At 68.9% G+C, this 18,092-nt stretch carries 18 protein-coding genes and 1 pseudogene; 14 read left to right on the top strand and 5 right to left on the bottom strand.

Translation table 11 applies throughout. From position 1 onward, the window contains the following. Positions 1 to 186, top strand: a pseudogene (locus ACFYRX_RS30175) (TetR/AcrR family transcriptional regulator); the annotation flags it as partial. Positions 187 to 315: 129 nt separating this feature from the next. On the opposite strand, the gene ACFYRX_RS30170 reads toward ACFYRX_RS30175, so the two are convergent. Continuing rightward, positions 316 to 1,029 carry a TetR/AcrR family transcriptional regulator gene (locus ACFYRX_RS30170; RefSeq protein ID WP_389106259.1) on the bottom strand — a complete coding sequence of 238 codons (714 nt, stop codon included), beginning with the start codon at positions 1,027 to 1,029 and terminating at the stop codon, positions 316 to 318. Between the two features lie 108 nt (positions 1,030 to 1,137). Between ACFYRX_RS30170 and ACFYRX_RS30165 the strand changes: the two genes are divergently transcribed. From ACFYRX_RS30165 to ACFYRX_RS30130, 8 genes are all read left to right on the top strand, one after another. After that, a complete protein-coding gene (locus tag ACFYRX_RS30165; protein ID WP_389106257.1) occupies positions 1,138 to 2,076 on the top strand; it encodes an NADP-dependent oxidoreductase in 939 nt (312 codons plus the stop codon). Between the two features lie 30 nt (positions 2,077 to 2,106). Further along, complete coding sequence (locus tag ACFYRX_RS30160; RefSeq protein WP_389106255.1) at positions 2,107 to 2,787, top strand: SDR family NAD(P)-dependent oxidoreductase; 681 nt, start codon at positions 2,107 to 2,109, stop codon at positions 2,785 to 2,787. Positions 2,788 to 2,880: 93 nt separating this feature from the next. Next, entirely contained in the window at positions 2,881 to 3,252 is a 372-nt protein-coding gene (locus tag ACFYRX_RS30155) for a DoxX family protein (RefSeq protein ID WP_389106253.1), read from the top strand. Positions 3,253 to 3,290: 38 nt separating this feature from the next. Beyond that, positions 3,291 to 3,929, top strand: coding sequence for an NAD(P)-dependent oxidoreductase (locus tag ACFYRX_RS30150; protein ID WP_389106250.1), 639 nt, complete (start codon positions 3,291 to 3,293; stop codon positions 3,927 to 3,929). A 17-nt stretch (positions 3,930 to 3,946) separates the two neighbouring features. Beyond that, complete coding sequence (locus ACFYRX_RS30145; RefSeq protein WP_389106249.1) at positions 3,947 to 4,987, top strand: LLM class flavin-dependent oxidoreductase; 1,041 nt, start codon at positions 3,947 to 3,949, stop codon at positions 4,985 to 4,987. Between the two features lie 297 nt (positions 4,988 to 5,284). After that, positions 5,285 to 6,172 (top strand): hypothetical protein, encoded by an 888-nt coding sequence (locus ACFYRX_RS30140; RefSeq protein ID WP_389106246.1) that lies wholly within the window; start codon positions 5,285 to 5,287, stop codon positions 6,170 to 6,172. Next, complete coding sequence (locus tag ACFYRX_RS30135; protein ID WP_389106245.1) at positions 6,169 to 6,603, top strand: nuclear transport factor 2 family protein; 435 nt, start codon at positions 6,169 to 6,171, stop codon at positions 6,601 to 6,603. The genes ACFYRX_RS30140 and ACFYRX_RS30135 overlap by 4 nt, the downstream gene beginning before the upstream one ends. A gap of 308 nt (positions 6,604 to 6,911) precedes the next feature. Continuing rightward, a complete protein-coding gene (locus ACFYRX_RS30130) occupies positions 6,912 to 7,808 on the top strand; it encodes a short-chain dehydrogenase/reductase (protein WP_389106242.1) in 897 nt (298 codons plus the stop codon). Positions 7,809 to 7,842: 34 nt separating this feature from the next. Here the strand turns inward: ACFYRX_RS30130 and ACFYRX_RS30125 are convergent, their stop codons facing one another. After that, positions 7,843 to 8,526, bottom strand: coding sequence for a TetR/AcrR family transcriptional regulator (locus tag ACFYRX_RS30125; RefSeq protein ID WP_389106296.1), 684 nt, complete (start codon positions 8,524 to 8,526; stop codon positions 7,843 to 7,845). A 261-nt stretch (positions 8,527 to 8,787) separates the two neighbouring features. Here ACFYRX_RS30125 and ACFYRX_RS30120 point away from each other — a divergent pair, with 261 nt between their 5' ends. From ACFYRX_RS30120 to ACFYRX_RS30105, 4 genes are all read left to right on the top strand, one after another. Continuing rightward, complete coding sequence (locus ACFYRX_RS30120; RefSeq protein WP_389106241.1) at positions 8,788 to 9,756, top strand: enoyl-CoA hydratase/isomerase family protein; 969 nt, start codon at positions 8,788 to 8,790, stop codon at positions 9,754 to 9,756. Between the two features lie 7 nt (positions 9,757 to 9,763). After that, positions 9,764 to 10,687, top strand: coding sequence for an alpha/beta hydrolase (locus ACFYRX_RS30115; RefSeq protein ID WP_389106238.1), 924 nt, complete (start codon positions 9,764 to 9,766; stop codon positions 10,685 to 10,687). Positions 10,688 to 10,724: 37 nt separating this feature from the next. Next, a complete protein-coding gene (locus tag ACFYRX_RS30110) occupies positions 10,725 to 12,179 on the top strand; it encodes a class I adenylate-forming enzyme family protein (RefSeq protein WP_389106237.1) in 1,455 nt (484 codons plus the stop codon). A gap of 185 nt (positions 12,180 to 12,364) precedes the next feature. Continuing rightward, a complete protein-coding gene (locus tag ACFYRX_RS30105; protein WP_389106234.1) occupies positions 12,365 to 12,802 on the top strand; it encodes a transposase in 438 nt (145 codons plus the stop codon). 204 nt (positions 12,803 to 13,006) lie between these two features. Here ACFYRX_RS30105 and ACFYRX_RS30100 read toward each other — a convergent pair whose 3' ends face one another. Both ACFYRX_RS30100 and ACFYRX_RS30095 read right to left on the bottom strand, forming a co-directional pair. Next, a complete protein-coding gene (locus ACFYRX_RS30100) occupies positions 13,007 to 13,720 on the bottom strand; it encodes a histone-like nucleoid-structuring protein Lsr2 (protein ID WP_389106231.1) in 714 nt (237 codons plus the stop codon). Positions 13,721 to 14,481: 761 nt separating this feature from the next. Continuing rightward, on the bottom strand, positions 14,482 to 14,955 hold the full coding sequence (locus tag ACFYRX_RS30095; RefSeq protein ID WP_389106294.1) for a winged helix-turn-helix transcriptional regulator: 474 nt from the start codon (positions 14,953 to 14,955) through the stop codon (positions 14,482 to 14,484). A gap of 195 nt (positions 14,956 to 15,150) precedes the next feature. Here ACFYRX_RS30095 and ACFYRX_RS30090 point away from each other — a divergent pair, with 195 nt between their 5' ends. Beyond that, on the top strand, positions 15,151 to 16,164 hold the full coding sequence (locus tag ACFYRX_RS30090) for an NADP-dependent oxidoreductase (protein WP_389106229.1): 1,014 nt from the start codon (positions 15,151 to 15,153) through the stop codon (positions 16,162 to 16,164). Positions 16,165 to 16,637: 473 nt separating this feature from the next. Here the strand turns inward: ACFYRX_RS30090 and ACFYRX_RS30085 are convergent, their stop codons facing one another. Further along, the gene (locus tag ACFYRX_RS30085) at positions 16,638 to 17,648 is read right to left on the bottom strand and encodes an enoyl-CoA hydratase/isomerase family protein (RefSeq protein WP_389106227.1); all 1,011 of its coding nucleotides are present in this window, start codon (positions 17,646 to 17,648) and stop codon (positions 16,638 to 16,640) included. Positions 17,649 to 18,092: the final 444 nt, after the last annotated feature.

The following is an 18,092-nucleotide window of genomic DNA, read 5'->3' as shown; positions in this document are numbered from 1 at the left end:
GTCGTCAACGCCACCGGCGACGCCGCCCCCGACGCCTGGCGACGCGTCGTCGCCCTGCTCATCCACTCCCTCGAAGCCCCGGCACGCGGCACCCTACCGGCCCCACCCGGACACGAACCCCTCTACAAGGCCATGCTCCGCGCAGGCCAAACCACCTCCACACCGACACCGGGCAAGAACAACTGACCCCGGGAACCGTCGGATGCTCGCAGAGCGCGATGACATCGCAGCTTCAAAATGGATAGGTCATACCGATTGCTGGTCCCGGCTTCGCATGCGAGCGAGGGCGGGCGTCCGCCGCAGCGCGGCCGCGCGCTACGAGCCAGGGCCCTCATCCTGGGCGGTGCCCGGGTCGGTTTGTGAGAGGCGGACCATGGCGCGGTAGAGGGCGGTGGGCGCCGGCGCTTCGGGCAGTGGGGGGAGTGGTGCGCCGGGTGTGGCGTAGGAGCGGATCATGTGGCCGACGAGGCGGCGCCAGGTGTCGGGGGCGGAGTCGCCGGTGGCGGTGACGACTCCGGCGTTGGCGATGAGCAGGATGACGACGTCCTGGTGGGTGAAGTCGTCGCGCAGGTGCCCGGTGTTCTTGGCGCGGGTGATGAGTTCGAGCAGGCGGTCATACGCCTGGGCGCGGCGGGCTTCCAGGGCCTTCGCGGCGGGGAAGGTCATGGTCAGGACGTCGGCGAAGCCGCGGTCGGCGGCCTGCATGGCGCAGACGGCGTGGAGGTAGCCGGTGAAGCCGTGCCAGGGGTCGGGGTCGGCGAGTGCCTCGGTGACGGCGTCGGCGTAGGCGTCCATGCGGTCGGCGAAGACCGCGTTGACGAGTTCCTCCCGGGTGGCGAAGCGCCGGCCGAGGGTGGCTTTGCCGACGCCTGCCTCGCGGGCGACGGAGGCCATGGAGACGCCGAGTCCTTCGGTGGCGTAGAGACGGCGGGCGGCGGCCAGGATGCGACAGCGGTTGCGCTCGGCGTCGGCGCGCAGTCCCTTGCCGGGCTGCGGGCACGGCGTCTGGTCGGAGAGTGGCGAGGTCATCCCCCCATCATGCCTCCACTCCACCTAAGTGGAACGGGTGAGCCGTTTCTGTTGTACGGTGGATGACAGAAGTGGTCCACCCGGCCCACTTACTTGAAAGGTGCTGTCATGCGTGCTGTCGCGCTCGAATCCGTCCCCTCGACCCCGGCCGTCACCGACGTGGACACTCCTGGCCCGCAGGCCGGGGAGTTGCTGGTGAAGGTGGCCGCCGCCTCGCTGAACGGCATCGACATCGCGACGGCCGCCGGGTACACGCAGGCGTTCATGGAGCACCGGTTCCCGCTGGTGCTGGGTCAGGATTTTGCGGGCACCGTGGAGGCGCTCGGTGAGGGGGTGGACGGCTTCGCGGTCGGGGACGCGGTCTTCGGCATCGTGCTGAAGCCGTTCCTGGGCGCCGGTTCGCTGGCCCAGTACGTCACGGTGCCCGCCGGACACGGCGTCGCCCGCATCCCCGCGGGTCTTGCGGTGGGGGACGCGGGCGCGCTGGGCGTGGCCGGGGTCACGGCCCTGGTGAGCCTGGACGCGGTGGCCCTGGCCGAGGGGCAGACGGTGCTGATCTCCGGGGCTGGCGGTGGGGTGGGCGCGCTGGCGGTGCAGCTCGCCGCCGCCCGGGGCGCGAGGGTGATCGCGACCGCCCGCCCGGGCACGCAGACCGACTTCGTCACCGGCCTGACCGACGCAGACGTGCACGTGGTCGACTTCACCGCCGACCTGGAGGGCCAGGTCCGCGCGATCGCCCCGCAGGGTGTGGACGCGGTGCTGCACCTGGCGGGCGACGGCGCCCAGCTGGCCGCTCTGCTGCGACCGGGCGGACAGCTCGCCTCCGCCACCGGCCTGGCCCAGGACGACGTCAAGGGGCACGACGTCACCGTCCACACCATCATGGCCGCCCCCGGTGCGACGACCCTGACCTCGCTGGCCGAGCAGGTCGCCTCCGGTGTCCTGCGCGTACCCGTCACCGCGACCTACCCGCTGGAGCAAGCCACGCAGGCGTTCACCGCCTTCAGTGCCGGCACCCCGGGCAAGATCGCCGTCGCCTGCTCCTGAGACCCACCCCGCTTACGAGGAGAGTTCGGCATGCCCACCATCGCCATCATCGGCGCCGGCCCCGGTATGGGGCTGGCCATCGCCCGTACCTTCGGCAGCCGCGGCTTCGACGTCGCCCTGATCTCCCGCACCAAGGAGAAACTCCAGACCCTGGTCGACCAGCTCGGCCAGGAAGGCATCACCGCGGAGGCGTTCCCCGCCGACGTCCTGGACCGGCCCTCCCTGACCGCCGCTCTGGACGCCGTGAAGGCCCGCTTCGGCGGCATCGACGTACTGGAGTACTCACCGGCCCCGCACACCCCAGTCCCCGGCCACACTCTGGTCGCCCCCTCCGAGGCCACCGTGGACAATCTGCAGCCGCAGATCGAGTACGTCTTCTACGGCGCCGTCGCCGCCGCCCGCGCGGTGCTGCCCGCGATGCGGGAGGCCGGCGCCGGGACCCTGCTGTTCACCTCGGGCGGCGGTTCCATCGACCCGGTGCCGATGCTCGGCAACGTCAACCCGGCCGGCGCGGCCCTGCGCAACTGGGTCATCAACCTGAACAAGGAGCTGGCCGGCAGCGGCGTGCACGCCGCCCACGTGGCCATCGGCGTCTGGATCGGCGACGGCGGTCCGGAAGGCTTCCCGACGGCCACGGCCGACGAGATCGCCCCCCTCTACTGGGACCTGCACGAACACCGCGACCGCGCCGAGGCCGTCTTCAACGGCTGACCGCCCGGCCAACTCCCCTCCCAGGAGGGGGCCCTGGTGGGTCACCCGCTCTTTCCCAACCCCCGTCCCCTGCTTCCTGCAAGGAATCCGTACGTGAACGTCTTCTTGTGGATCGTCCAAGCCGTCCTGGCCGCCATGTTCGCCATGGCCGGTGTCATGAAGTCCACCCAGCCCGAGGAGAAGCTGATCGGCCAGCTGCCCTGGACGGCCGACTTCTCCCAGGGCACCGTCCGCTTCATCGGCGTCGTGGAGTTCGCCGCGGCGCTGGGGCTGATCCTGCCTGCTGCGACTGACATCGCCCCTGTACTGACCCCGCTGGCCGCGACCGGTCTGGTCGTGGTGATGGTGCTCGCCGCGATCACCCATGCCCGCCGCAAGGAACCCGGCGCGATCGCCTTCAACGCCGTCCTGCTCATCCTGGCCGCCCTGGTGGCCTGGGGACGCTTCGGCCCGTACAGCTTCTGACCCCACCTCTGACCACCACTCACAAGGAACCGTCCCTGATGCGTGTCACCGTCTTCGGCGCGAGCGGCGCCATCGGCCGCCTGGTCGTCCAGCAGCTCCTGGACGACGACCACGAGGTCACCGCCCTGGTCCGCACCCCGGCCAAACTCGCCCTCACCCACGCCCACCTCACGGTCGTCACCGGCCAACTGTCCGACCGTACTGCCGTCGAGCAGGCCGTCAGCGGCGCGGACGCGGTGATCAGCGCGCTCGGCCCGTCCCTGAAGCGGTCGACGACCGGCACCCAGGTGACCGACGGAACCCGCACCATCGTGCAGGCCATGGAAGCGCAGAAGATCACCCGCATCATCGCCCTGGCCACCCCGTCCCTGGCCGACCCGCAGGACAAGCCCCACTGGAAGCACAAGGTGCTGCCCGTCATGGCCGGGCTGATGTTTCCCAACGCGCTGGCCGAGCTGAAGGGCATGACGAAAGCCGTCACCGACTCGAACCTCGACTACACCATCGCCCGCATCACCAACCCCACGAACAGGCCCGCCACGGGCCGCATCCGCGCCGGCTTCCTCGGCCACGACAAAGTCGGCTCCGCCATGACCCGCGCCGACATCGCCGCGTTCCTCGTCTCCCAGCTCACCGACACCCGCTACCGGCGTGCCATGCCCGCCATCAGCAACTGACCCAGGACCGGCCCGCCATGACCTTCGAACTCGGCGTCTACTCCTTCGGCAACACCCCCCGCCTGCCCGACGGCAGCCACGGCCCCACCGCCCAGGCCATCCGCGACGTACTGGAGGCCATCAAGCTCGCCGACGAGGTGGGACTGGACTTCTTCGGGGTGGGGGAGCACCACATGCGGGCGATGCCGCTGTCCTCGCCCACCTCCGTGGTCAACGCCGCCGCGGCCGCCACCACCCGGATCAAGCTCAGCACCGCGGTCACCGTGCTGTCGACCGACGACCCGATTCGGGTGTTCCAACAGCTCGCCACGGCCGCCTCGCTGGCCCCCGGACGTATCGAGCTGGTCGCCGGACGGGGATCGTCGACGATCACGTTCCCGCTGTTCGACCACGACGAGCACGACTACGACATGCTCTACGCCTCCAAACTCGACCTGCTGAGGGCCGTCAACGCCGGCGAGAACATCACCTGGCACGGCCCGCACCGCAGACGGCCGCTGCAGGATGTCACCGTCTTCCCCCGCCCCGAACAGCCGCTGAAGATCTGGCTGGGGACGGGCGGCAGCCCGAACTCGGTGGGCCGCGCTGTGGAGTTGGGGCTGCCGATGTTCCTCGGCGTCCTCGGCGGCACCCCCGAACACTGGGCACGCTACGGACACGCCTACCGCGCCGCCTGGGCCCAGGCCGGCCACCCCGCCGAGCAGGCCGACATCGCGGTCGCCGTGCACGGATTCGTCGCAGAGTCCGCCACCCAGGCCCGGTCGACCTATCTGGACCATGAGCACCGCATGATGGCCGAGGGCAGCGCCGAACTGGGCCGCCCCGCCCCCTCACGCGCCGACCGCGCCGCGGCCCTCGAACCCGGCGGCATGGTCTTCGCCGGCAGCCCCGACGAGATCACCGACCGCATCCTCCACCTGCACCAACTGCTCGGCCACACCCGCCAGATCCTCCAAATGGACGTCGGCGGCATGCCCCAGCGCGACTACCTGCGCGCCATCGAACTACTCGGCACGGAAGTCCTCCCCCAGATCCGAGCCGAACTGGCAAACCCCTGACCTGGAGCCGTCTCCGCCGCGGACGCCACCTGCCCCCTCGCGATCTGCGCCCTACGGCCGGCTCGGCGCTCCGACCGGCGGGCGAGGCGTCTGGCGGCCCTGCGGTGTGCGCCTCGGCCGGCTGCCGACCCCTCCCTCGAAGTCCTCGCCGCCGAAGCCGCCCACCGGTGCGGCACAGGGACCGCGCCGTGAGGACCGTCGCCACCGGCTTCCGCACCCGTGCGCCTCCGGCTCCCCTCACACCCCGGGCGCCCGACGCCCTCCCTCTGCGATCCCCCCACCATGAAGGAGACCGGAATGACCACGATCATCGATCCGTCCTACGTCGACCCGGCGCTGATCAACCCCCGCGCGGTACGTCTCGTCCAGGCGTTAAAGGACGCTCTGGCCCGCCTCCGCGACGAGGAAGGACTGACCTTCGACGACCTCAACGCCGTCACCGAAACGCTGCAGCAGATGCACAAGGCCACCGGCGCTCCGCTGTCGTTGATCGCCATGCCCCTCTACAGCGAGCTCTTCCAGGGCGGCCGGGACGGCTACACCCCCTCCGAGGACGTCACCAGCCCCACCTACATCCCCGGCTCCCCGCATGTCGACAACGACGGCGCCCTTCCGATGCGGCCGGACGAGCCCGGCGTCCCGCTGGTCGTGTCGGGCCGCGTTCTGGACGGCCACGGTCAGCCGCTCGCGGGCGCCAAGCTGGACATCTACCAGGCGGCCAACAACGGCAGCTACTCCGGTCTGTGGGACGACTCAGCGCCCAAGTACAACCTGCGCGGACACCTGTTCACCGACACCGACGGCCGCTACGCCTTCACCACAATCACCCCCGTCGCCTACGCCGATGCCGCCACAGCGGCGGTCGACAAGGTCGTCGAGGCCGCAGCGGCCCTCGGCCGCAGCCTCTACCGTCCGGCCCACATCCACTACGAGATCCACCACCCCGACCTGATCACCCCCTGGTTCGGCGAGATCTACTTCAAGGGCGACCCGGTCATCCCCGTCGACTTCGTCGGCGCGAAGATCGCCCACCCCGCTCTGCAGGGAGACGCCGTCCTGCACGAGGATCCCGAGGACATAGCCGAAGCCGGCTTCGAAGTCCCTTACCGGAGCATGGAGTTCGACTTCCACCTCAAGACCCGCACCAGCCCGGACAGCATCGCCCGCGAGGCGGAGAAGGCATGACTCCCGAGGACGCCACGGCCTGGTCGCTGGCCCGATTGAACACGGCCTTCTTCCACCACTACGACCGTCGCGAGTACGACGAACTGATCGAGCTGTTCGCCCCCGAGGCCCTGTACGAGGTGCACGGACGCAAGCTGCGCGGTCATGCCGAGATCCGGGACGTCCTCAACGCTCGTTCCGGTCCAGAGGTGACGGTCCGCCACCTCGTCACCAACCAGCACTTTCACAGCATCGGGGACGGGACCGCCCAGGCCACCGTCTCCCTGCTCGCCTATGGCGGACCCACTCCCGTCGACGAGGGCCCCGCCCTCTATCCGGCCGCGAACGCCGGACACATCATCGAACTGAACGACCACTACCGGGTCGACAAGGGGCACTGGAAGATCACCCACCGCGCGGCCCACCCGATCCTCGCCCCAGCACCTGACTGATCACCCCACAGCGTCATCGTGTCTCGGTCGGCGGGAATGGCCACAGCAGTTCCCGCCGACGCGCGGCAGATCACCACCGGACACGGGCGGCGTCACGTGGTCTCGCAAAGTCCGGCCGCGCTGTTCGCGTGGCCGGCGGCCCACAGTGTGCACCAGCCATGCCAGCCGGCCGGCGATCCGATCAGCACGAGGATCAACTACCACTTTCATCAAGCTGACAGAGAAGGCGTGAGACCCAGCAGGCGGGCTGGGCAGCGAGCGGTGCACGGACTCTTGTGTTCCATCAATAACGAAGTTATGTTGCCGCCATGAAACGTGACTTGCAGGGCAAGAAGCTGATTGTCACCGGAGCGGCACGCGGCATCGGCGAGAAGGTGGCCCGCCTGGCCGCCGCCCGAGGGGCCCGGGTGACCGTGATCGGCCTCGAAGCCGACCGGTTGCGCGCCCTCACCGACGAACTGGGCCCCTCCGCTGCCTGGCGTGAGGCCGATGTGCGCGACGGGGCCGCTCTACGGTCGGCGATCGACGAGGCCGCTGACGTCATGGGCGGCGTCGACCTCGTCGTCGCCAACGCCGGCGTCGTGGCGTACGGGACGGTACGACAGACGGACGAGGCGTCGTTCGAACGGGTCCTGGACATCAACCTCAACGGCGTGTTCCGCACCCTCAAGTACGCGACGCCGCATCTGGAGCGCAGCCGTGGCCATGTGCTGGTCGTGGCGTCCGCACTGTCGTTCATGCCGCTCCCCGCGATGGCCTCCTACGGCGCGAGCAAGGCGGGGGCCGAATTGCTGGCCCTGACCTACCGCCGGGAGGTGGCACACCTGGGGATCACGGTCGGCGTGGTGCACCCCTCCTGGATCAACACGGACCTCGTCCGGGGCGCCGAGGCGGACCTCCCCTCGTTCCAGGACATGCGCGCGCGGCTGCCCTATCCGGGCAACGTCACCACGAGTCCCGACAAGGCTGCCGCCGCGATCGTGGACGGGCTCGTGCGCCGACGCAGCCGCGTGTACGTCCCGCGCGCGGTCGTCGTGGCCAACTGGGCCAAGGCGGCGCTGAATTCACCGCTGGCCTGGCCCTGGGCGAGGCGCTTCGCTGCCCGGGCGGTTCCCTCACTCGAACGCGAGGTCGCAGCGCTGGGCAGGCACGATCAGCTCACGCCAGGGGCCGATACCGCTGCCGCCGAGACCAGGTCGTCATAGTCACGCCCGGGACAGCACCCAACCGCCCGACTCCTCAGCCGCCTTGGACGATCGAGTCGTACAGGCGCACGCCTGCCTCGTGAGAGGCCTCGGCACGTTCCCGCTTGTCACCCAGCCCGACGGAAAAGTTCACGCCCATCGGCAGGAGCACTTGCGTCACGGCGTCGTCGAACTCGACGAAGTGCTCGGCCAGTTCGAGGGTGATGTAGCCGTGTACGAAACTCCACAGCTGGGCGGCGATGACCTCGGGTTCCTGCCGCTCGACCCTGCCGGAGTCCACGAGCCGTTCGCATGCCGCGGTGACATGAGCGTGGGCCTCACGAAAGGCCGGGGAATGCCCGCTCAGGCGAAGGTCCGTGTCCGGCAGAGGCCGGTACGTCGCCCGGGTGGACAGCCCGAACATCAGGTCATAGAGGTGAGGGTTCTCGCGGGCCAGCCGACGGCAGCTCAAGTTCATGGCCAGGAGTTCGGCGATCGGGTCCTCCGTCACCGGCACCTGGGCGAACGCTCTGCCGAGCTCCCTGAACCCGTGATCGGCGACAGCACTCATCAGCTCCGGAATCCCACCGAAGTGGCTGTAGACCACCATCGTCGACAGTCCGCTCGCGGACGCCACCGCGCGCACCTTCAGAGCCGACGGACCCTGTTCGGCCAGAAGACCGATGGCCGCCCGCACAAGTCGTTCCGGTGCGTCGTCGACTCTCGCCCGCCCTGCCATGTTCCGCACGCCTCCACCGTTGACACACCCGAAATAACTTGGTTATGTAATTCTTCACGGCAATAGTACACATCGCACGTGACGTGCCGTCTCGGATACGCACATCCGCCCTGAACACGTCATCACGTGCTGGTCCAGTCTCCTGCCGCCCGTGCGGACACAGCTTGCCGAGGCGAACCCCACCTCATACCGCGACACGCATCCGCGGCTGTCCCCCATGCACTTTCCCACCCTCAGGTACTCAGCACAGGAGCAGAACTCATGCCATACAAAGACAAGGGCCATCTGGCGATCGAGGACCGCGGGTCCGTCCTGGTCGTCCGGGTCGACGGCGGCCCGCACCAGGAGTTCGGCCTCGACATCGCCCAGCAGCTGGAGAAGCTGGTGACCCGAGCAGACCGTGATCCGAACGTCCGTGCCGTCGTCTTCACCGGGGCACATCCCGAGCGATTCGTCAGCCATGCCGCGGTCCGGTGGCTGCAGGAAGGTGGCGCCAGCAGCCCCACGGTCGGCCGGCGCGGTGCCGCCGCCGTCGTACGCATGGCGAAGCACGTGGACCGGTCCCGTCTCCTCGGAGCCGTGCTGCGCAGGACCCCGATGCGGGGCGCCCTCCAGCTGGAGCGTCTGCACTCGACCTTCCTCCGGATGAACCGCAGTGGCGTCCTCTTCGTGGCCGCCCTCAACGGTTCGGCTCTGGGGCTCGGCGCGGAGTTCGCCTGGGCGTGCGATCTGCGGGTCATGGCGGACGGGGACTTCTTCATCGGCCAGCCGGAGATCCTCCTCGGCATCATCCCGGGGGGAGGCGGCACCCAGCGGCTGACCCGTCTGATCGGCACCCACCGGTCCCTGGCCGCGATTCTCGAAGGCAAGCCGTTCACGCCCGCGGAGGCCCTCGCCAACGGGGCGGTGGACACGGTCGTCGCGCAGGACAAGGTGGTCGCGCAGGCGGTCGAACTCGCCGAGCACTTCGGAAAGCGGTCGAAGGCCACGGTCGAGGCCGCCAAGAGGGCGGTGTACTTCGGCGGCTCCCTGTCGCTGGAGGAGGGCCTGCATGTCGAACGCGCCGAGTTCTTCGTCAGGATCATGTCGAAGGAAAGTCAGGAACTCATGCAGGACTACATGGAGACGACGGACGCCACCGGCGAACTCCCGCTCTACACACCCGGCACCTACGCGCGGACCCTCGCGTCGGGCAGCGTGTCCGGCCGCCGCCCGACGAACCAGCGGTGAACCGACGATGACCACTCCCCCGCCCTTCACCCGTCACGACATCACGTTCCCCTCCGGTGACAGCACCTGTGCCGGTTGGCTCTACCTCCCCACGGGCGTCACGTCTCCGCCCGTGGTCATCCTCGGGCACGGACTCGGCGCCGTCCGCGAGATGCGCCTGGACGCCTTCGCCGAGCGCTTCGCACAGGCCGGCATCGCCGCGGTGGCCTTCACCTACCGGCACTTCGGCGACAGCGGCGGCCACCCTCGCCAGCTCCTGTCGATCAAGCGTCAGCTCGCCGACTGGGACGCCGCCATCGCCTACGTCAAGGCACGCACGGACGTCGACCGCACACGCATCGCCGTGTGGGGCAGCTCGTTCGGCGGCGGCCACGCCATCACCGTCGCCTCACGCCACCCCGAACTGCGCGCGGCAGTCGCCCAGTGCCCCTTCACGGACGGTCTCGCCTCGGCGCTCGCGCTGGGCCCCGCCGCCTCGCTCAAGGTCGTCCCCGTGGTGGCCCGCGATCTGGCAGCCAGAGGTCGCGGAAAGCCGCCCGTGATGGTTCCGATCGCCGCCGGCCCCGGCTCGTCGGCCCTCATGAACGCCCCGGACGCCCTACCGGGGTACCAGGCTCTGCAGCCGCCGGGAACGACGTTCCGCAACGAGGTGGCGGCGAGGGTCATCCCGACCATCCTCACCTACCGGCCCGGGCGGGCGGCCAAGAAGATCACCGTCCCGATCCTCTTCTGCGTCAGCGACACCGACTCCGTCACGCCTCCCGCCCAGACCCTCCGCTACGCGCGCACCGCACCCAAGGGAGAGATCAAGCGGTACGACGCCGGCCACTTCGACTTCTACACCGGCGAGACCTTCGAGGAACTGGTGCGCGACCAGACCGAGTTCCTCGCCCGCCAGCTGCACCCGGCAACCGCCACGTCGGCTCCGTGACCGGATCGCATCACACCGAGACAGGTACGCCCTCGCCATGAATTTCGCTTCCCTGCCCGACCGCCGCGCCGAGCTCGACCCCCACGGGGCCGCGGTCTCCGACGGGCACCAGTCCCTCACCAACACGCAGCTGCTCAGCCGGGTCCGAATGGCAGCGCGTCAGCTCCAGGACCTCGGAATCGGCCCCGGTGACGTCGTGGCCCTCAAGCTGACCAACCGCGTCGAGTTCGTCCTCCTGCTGTTCGCCGCCTGGCGGCTCGGCGCCACCGTCACACCGGTGAACCCGAGCATGACCGACGTCGAAGTAGCCCGACAGCTCCAGGACTCCGGTGCGCGCCTGCTGGTGGTCGAGGACGGTTCGGCCGCAGTGGCGCACGGTGTCGCCGTACTCTCCGTCGGCGCACTGTACGAAGGAGCGGTGGAGCCGGATCAGGCACCGCTTCTGAACCCGGCCACGCTGGCCCTGCTCATCTACACCAGCGGCACGACCGGCGTGCCCAAGGGCGTGATGCTCGACCACGCCAACATCGACGCCATGGTGGAGATGGGGAACCAGGCGTTGGACGTCGGACCGACCGACCGGTGCCTGCTGATCCTTCCGCTCTTCCACGTCAACGGCATCGTGGTCAGCGTGCTCATGCCTCTGCTCGCGGGAGCGAGCGTCGTCATCGCGGGCCGCTTCGATCCCCGCACCTTCTTCGACCTCGTCGAACAGGAGCGTCCCAGCTTCTTCAGCGCGGTGCCGACGATCTACGGCATGCTCGCGGCGCTTCCGGACGATGTCCGCCCCGACACCTCCTCCTTGCGCTTCGGAGTCTGCGGCGCGGCACCCGCATCCGCCGAGCTGCTCACCCGGTTCGAGGCCCGCTACGGGTTTCCACTCGTCGAGGGGTACGGCCTGTCCGAAGGCACCTGCGGCTCCACCATCAACCCCGTCGCCAGCCCTCGGCGCGCCGGAACCGTGGGGCTTCCCTTCCCCGGCCAGGAGATCCGGATCGTCGATGCCGACGGTACCGAGGTGGCACCGGGCGGTGACGGTGAGGTCGTCGTGCGGGGAGCCAATGTCATGCGTGGGTATCTGGGCCGTCCGGACGAAACGGCCAAGGTCATCGTCGACGGCTGGCTGCACACGGGCGACATAGGCCGTCTGGACGCCGACGGCTATCTGACCCTGGTCGGGCGCTCGAAGGACATGATCATCCGAGGTGGGGAGAACATCTACCCCAAGGAGATCGAGGACGTGCTCACAGGCGACCCGTCGGTGCTCGAAGCCGCGGTGATCGGCGTACCCGACGAGAAGTGGGGAGAGGTGGTGGTCGCCTACGTCCAGCCCCGGCCGGGTTCGGCTGTCGATTCCGAGGCGCTGAAAGACCTCTGCGCGCGCAGCCTCACCGGCTACAAGCGCCCGACCACGTTCTTCGTGGTGGAAGCCATCCCGAAGAACGCGGTAGGCAAGATCGACAAAACCTCGCTGCGGGCCGGCCACGCCTAGGTCGCGCCTGGGTCGTGTTGTGAAAGTGACTCGGTCCCGTCATCTCGCTTCGTAATGATCCAGGCATGGGGCGGGGGGACCTTGCCAACGAGCAGTGGTCGGTGCTGGAGCCGTTGTTGCCGGTTGTGACGTCGGGACGGCCGCCGTTGGGTCAGCGGAGGCTGATCGACTTGATCCGGTGACGGGTGCGGACTGGTGTTCCGTGGCGGGCACTTCCGTCGGAGTACGGCCCATGGCAAACGGTCTACGGTCGCTATCGCCGCCCGCAACGTGACGGCACCTGGTCCGTCCTGCTGACTGGGCTGCAAGCCCGGGCGGATGCGGCTGGACTGATCACCTGGGAGGCCGACGTCGACTCCACCATCTGCCGGGCTCGTCAACACGCTGCCGGCGCCCGCCGCGAGGCGACGCTCGCTCCGAGCCGGACGATCACGGCCTGGGGCGGTCTCGCGGCGGCTTCACCACGAAGATGCACCTGGCCTGCGATCAAGGTCAGCGTCCGCTGCCCCTCTTGGTCACAGCAGGTCAGCGCGGCGACAGCTCACAGTTCGCCGCTGTCCTGGACACCATCCGAGTGCCGCGTATCAGGGCAGGCCGTCCCCGTGTCCGACCTCTGCGAGTGAGGGGCGACGAGGCTCATTCGTCCCGACCCAACCGGTCCTACCCGAGTAGAGCGCGGGATCCGTGCACTACCCCTGAACCCGCCGACCGGGCGGTCCACCGCAAACGCCGCGGGAATGCGGGCGGGGGGCCCGTCCTCATTGCCGTAGTCGACGAATGGCTGTGACCAGCCGACAGCCGCTGACCGACACCGCCGGATCAGGCGCTCACCTATGTGATGCCTCGTAGGCGTCGCGGATGGATGCAGGGACACGTCCACGATCATTTACGACATAGCCGTTGGTCCGTGCCCAGAGGCGTATCGGCTCGTCTTCCGGACAGGGATCGAGCTTACGAGATCCAGCAGACTTGCCGGGGCCGCTCCAGTCTCCCGAGGAGACCCCTTCCAGCTGGTCCGCCGCCTCTTGGAAGAAAGCGGACAACGAGGCGTACACACCCTCCTCGGGATTGTCTGCGTCAGCCCACGTTCCGATGGTGCCGTTGAGCGTGTCCAGAAACGTCCCGTACAGGCCGTCGCGCTCCGCGGCGATCGGCACCCACTCACGACGCCAGAACGGATAGTCGGGGTCTGCGGACGGCTGCATCTCCTCCAAGCCCATCTGGCTGAGATAGACCCGCTGAATGTCCGTCAGGCCGAGAAGGAGATGGCCGCCGGGGATGGGCACGTCGCACCCCAGCGCCACCAGACACGATCGGCCATCGGGTTGCCTGCCTCCATCGATGTCGTTCGCCAGCAGCCACTGCCGCATCTCCCCCGGCAGCTTGAGACCCATGCGGAGTTCGGCTTCGCTGATGGCCGCTTGGCTCCCCGGCCCGCCGAGCGCAGCAAGAGTTTCAGCGTCGTTCCACTCAAGCCACGCGGTGACCCGGCCCCATGCCTCTCGTACGTCGCCCGCCTGGCGCATCGGGTTTTCGCTCACGCGTGATCTCCGCTCCGGCAGGGTGCGCCCATACGTGGAGCACGCCCACCCATATCGCCGGCACGCGAAGAGCGTTGCCCGGTCTCCCTGACTCTGAAGTTGTCCTCTTGGCGAAGCGACGACCGCTGAGAACCCATAGGAGAACCGTATGTGGGACCACTGACAACGACTGACGCGGAACGAGGTTCTCCAGACCATCTACGACGCACGGCCGGGCCTCCGACCGTTACAGAGGGCGTCCAGGCCCTGCCTGATGGCGCGGCGCGGCATTGAGGGCTTCGGCTTCGGCAGCGAGTGGACGGCCGAGGCCGTACTGCTCAGCGATATGGGGACCCGCAACGGCGGCCGTGCGCTGGGCTGAGCTGGGGTCTCGCCCTGGGGACGTATACCGTCCTGTTCCCGGCGGGGTGGGCCTGGAGGTCGATGGTCTGGCTCGGCGCGCCGCAATCCGTTCTGGTCATCGTCATCCGCCGCAAGATCACTGATCCGCCGCCTCGACAGCCGCGGGCTGCGAAGCGCGTGTCCCTGCTGCGGAACGCCCAGCCGGATCGACCTGCTGCGGGTCACTCTGCTCGGCGCACTGCTCGGCTTGGGCAGCCACAACGGCTACTACGCGCTGACCGCTTTCATGTGCCCTGCGGCTCGTGCACCGCTCCCCCGCCCGCAACCGGCGCTGGTGCTCCATGTCCCGCTGCGGTAACCGCACAAAAGTCCCCAGCAGACTGAGCCCATCACGGGCTGCTGACACCACCACGCTCAGTTCACTCAGCGGCCCTCAGACGAAAGCCGGGACCGGGGATGCTCTCGATCTCCTCCACCTGAACGACGTGGCCCTCATCGCAGCGGATCTGTGCGTCGACATGCGCACCACATCCACGATGACGCGACAGCATGGCCGGACCCTCCGGATCGGCACGGTAACGGTCACCCCACTGCAGTAGCCCCATCACGGCCGGAACCAGATCCACACCCTTGGGCGTGATCACGTACTTCGGCCGACTCCGCGAACCCGGCTCCTTGTAGGTCTCGGCGGCCAGGATCCCTTCGTCCACAAGCATCTTGAGCCGGGCCGCGAGAAGGTTGCGAGGACAACCCAGGACCCGTTCGAACTCGCTGAAACGGGACGAGCCGTACCAGACCTCACGCAGGATCAGAATCGTCCACTTCTCGCCAACGACCTCAAGGGTCCGGGCGATCGAGCAGTTCGACGGGTCCCGGTCGAGTCGGGGGTCCATGCCGGCGTCCCGCAGAGCTTCGGTTGTCGCATCCATGGAGTGATTCTACCTCTCCTGAGTTTACTTTTCCATACTCAGCAAGTAGCGTCGTGGTCAGCACCTCAACCCGGCTGCACGCGAGAAACGAGCGCGCAGGGGGGCCTGCCCGAAGAATCGCATCAACCACCGAAACACCCACGCAGAAAGGCGGCCGACATGAAGGCCTTCGTCGTCGAGAAGTACGGCAAGGACGGCGTCCGTGCCGCAGATGTGCCCGAGCCCACCGTCGGCGCCCGCGACGTCCTGGTCAAGGTGGGCGCCGCCAGCATCAACCCGCTGGACAAGATGGTCCGCAACGGGGAGTTCAAGCAGATCCTGAAGTACAAGCTTCCGTTCGCGCTCGGCCACGACGTGGCCGGCGTCGTGACACAGGTCGGCTCCGCCGTACGCGGCTTCGAGGTCGGCGACGAGGTCTACGCCCGCCCGCGCGACCTGCGGGTCGGGGGCTTCGCGGAGTACATCGCGATCGACGCGGACGATGTCGCCCCCAAGCCGGCCTCACTCTCCCTGGAGGAGGCGGCCGCGGTGCCGCTGGTGGCCCTGACCGCCTGGCAGATCCTCGTCGAGCGCGCACACGTGAAGCCGGGGCAGAAAGTGCTCGTCCACGCCGGAGCCGGCGGCCTCGGGTCGACTGTCATCCAGCTCGCCAAACACCTCGGCGCCACGGTGGCGACGACCGCGAACACCAGGTCCGAGGAGTTGGTCAGGAGCCTTGGCGCCGACGTCGTCGTCGACTACACCAAGGAAGACTTCTCCAAGGTGCTCTCGGGCTACGACCTGGTGCTGGACTCCCTGGGCGGGGCGAACCTCGAGAAGTCGCTGACCGTACTGAAGCCCGGCGGCCTGGCCATCAGTGTCGTCGGCCCGCCCGACGCCGGTTTCGCCAAGCAACTCGGCGCCCCCGCCGTCATGCGCCCGGTCATGAGCGTCCTCAGCCGCAAGGTCCGCAAGCAGGCCAAGGCGCTTGGCGTGCGCTACCAGTTCCTCTTCATGCAGGCCAACGGGTCCCAGCTGCGCAAGCTCGGCGCCCTCTACGACAGCGGGAAGCTCCGCCCGGTCATCGACAGCACCTTCCCCTTCGACCAGACACTCGAGGCGATGGCGCACGTCGAGCAGGGCCGCACCAAGGCCGGCAAGGTCGTGGTCTCCATGGCGCCCGGCAACGACTGAGACCCGGCCGGCAACAGCCCCTCCGTTCCAGCACGGTCACCGGGGGACGACCCGGCGACGGTCCCAAGCAACGATGTCGCGGGAGCTCCAGCCGTAGGGGTTCGGTGCCCTTCCGCACGCCGCATGCCCGCGGCACAGCGCGCCGCGCGGTTGGTTCCCGCCGCAAACTGTGCCCTGCCGCACCAGGCTCCGGTAGGTCGTTTCTCGCATTACTCGGTCCAGAACGCGCGCAACCGCGACAACGGTTGCGCGCTGTCGCCGTGCTCGATGAGATCCGGCTCTGTACGGACGCGGTCGCGGTCGGACAGCTTGCACAAGCGGCATACCGGTTGTCATGGACAGTGTGCTTGCCGCATGGCTCCCCGCCGTCGACCATCTGCCGCGACAGTCCGCGGGGGCCATGCGTTCCCGTTTCATGGCTGCGCGCGGCCCTCCTGCCCCCTCACTCAAGGCGGTGCTCACGGCGGACACACTCAGGACGCCGGCGCCCCTCCGTCGCGCGGCGCACGTTGCCAGGCGGGGGTCCGGTCCTTGTCGACCAGAGCGGCACGGACGCCCTCCAGGAAGTCCGGCGTACGGATGATCGTGCGCGTGAGGGCGAGTTCAGCGCCGAGGCACTCGCGCAACGTGCGCTGCCTGCCCCGGGCCAGCAGGGCGTGGGTGATCTCCAGGCTCTGCGGCGACGCGGACTCCAGGGCGGCCAGTGCGGCTGTCGCCCAGGGGGTGTCGAGCTGCCGCAGGCGTTTCTCGATCTCGCCGAGGGTCGGCGCCCCGAACGCCCGATCCACATCCCCGCGCACCTCCCCCAGCGCGCTCTCCGCCACCGGGGAGGGCTCGGCGAGGCGGTTCAGGACGACGTCCACCGGGTCGTCGGGATGGCGGGCCAGGGCGTCCTCGACCGCGTCGAGCTTGTCCGCGGGAACGAAGTGCGTGGCCAGCCCCGTATTCAGGGCGTCGGCCGCGTCGATCCGCTGCCCGGTCAGTCCCAGGTACATGCCGATCGCACCGGGCAGCCTGGGCAGAAAGTAGCTCGCCCCGATGTCCGGGAAGAACCCGATCCCGGTCTCAGGCATCGCCAGCGCCGCGCGCTCGGTGACGACACGGAAGTCGCCGTGGACGGACAGCCCCAGACCGCCACCCAGGCACAGGCCGTCAATGAGCGACACGACCGGCACGGGATACTCGGCGATCCGGGCGTTGAGCCGGTACTCGGAGGCGAAGAACCCCTCACTGGCCACGGCGTCCCCGGCGAGGCTGTACTCGCGGATCGTGCGGATGTCCCCACCCGCGCAGAACGCCTTCGCACTGGTGCTGGAGAGGACCACAGCGGACAGCGGGGCGTGCTCCCACGAGGCAAGCACACCGTCGATGGCGGCCACCATGTCTGTGGTGAGGGCGTTGAGTGCCTTGGGCCGGTTCAACCGGATGCGGCCGACGCCCCGGTGGACATCGGCGAGAATCTCGCCCGCAGCGGTATCAGTCATGGCTCGTCATCTCGTTATCTCGTCACGCGACATGTCATCACTCGTCATCTCGTCGTCCGGCGGACCTGACTGTCGTGGCCTACACGTTCCTTGACTCTCCCGATGCCAGGCGGAGATCTGCGCGTAGAGGTCCTGGATCTCGTCCACGGCGGGTACGACGGGGTTGTTGGCGAGCGATCCGGACGCGAGCGCTTGTTCGGCCATGCGGGGCGCCAACGAAGCCAGTCGCCCTTGTCGATGCCGTGGCTCGAGGGGTGGGCACCTCAAGATCCTTGCACAGGGCGCAGAGTGCCTCGACGAGCTTGTCGGCCGGATCGATGCGGTCTCCGCAAGCACTCCTGCAGGAACGCGCAGGACCAGACCTCGCAGGGGACCGGAGTCGGCCACGCCCCGCCCGGTCCTCAAGGCCCGGCCGATCGAGTCGTGGAGCGTGTCCCCGGCCGA

This window comes from Streptomyces sp. NPDC005374 (assembly GCF_042872225.1).
Lineage (GTDB): Bacteria > Actinomycetota > Actinomycetes > Streptomycetales > Streptomycetaceae > Streptomyces.
This window is presented reverse-complemented; position numbering and strand designations above follow the sequence as displayed.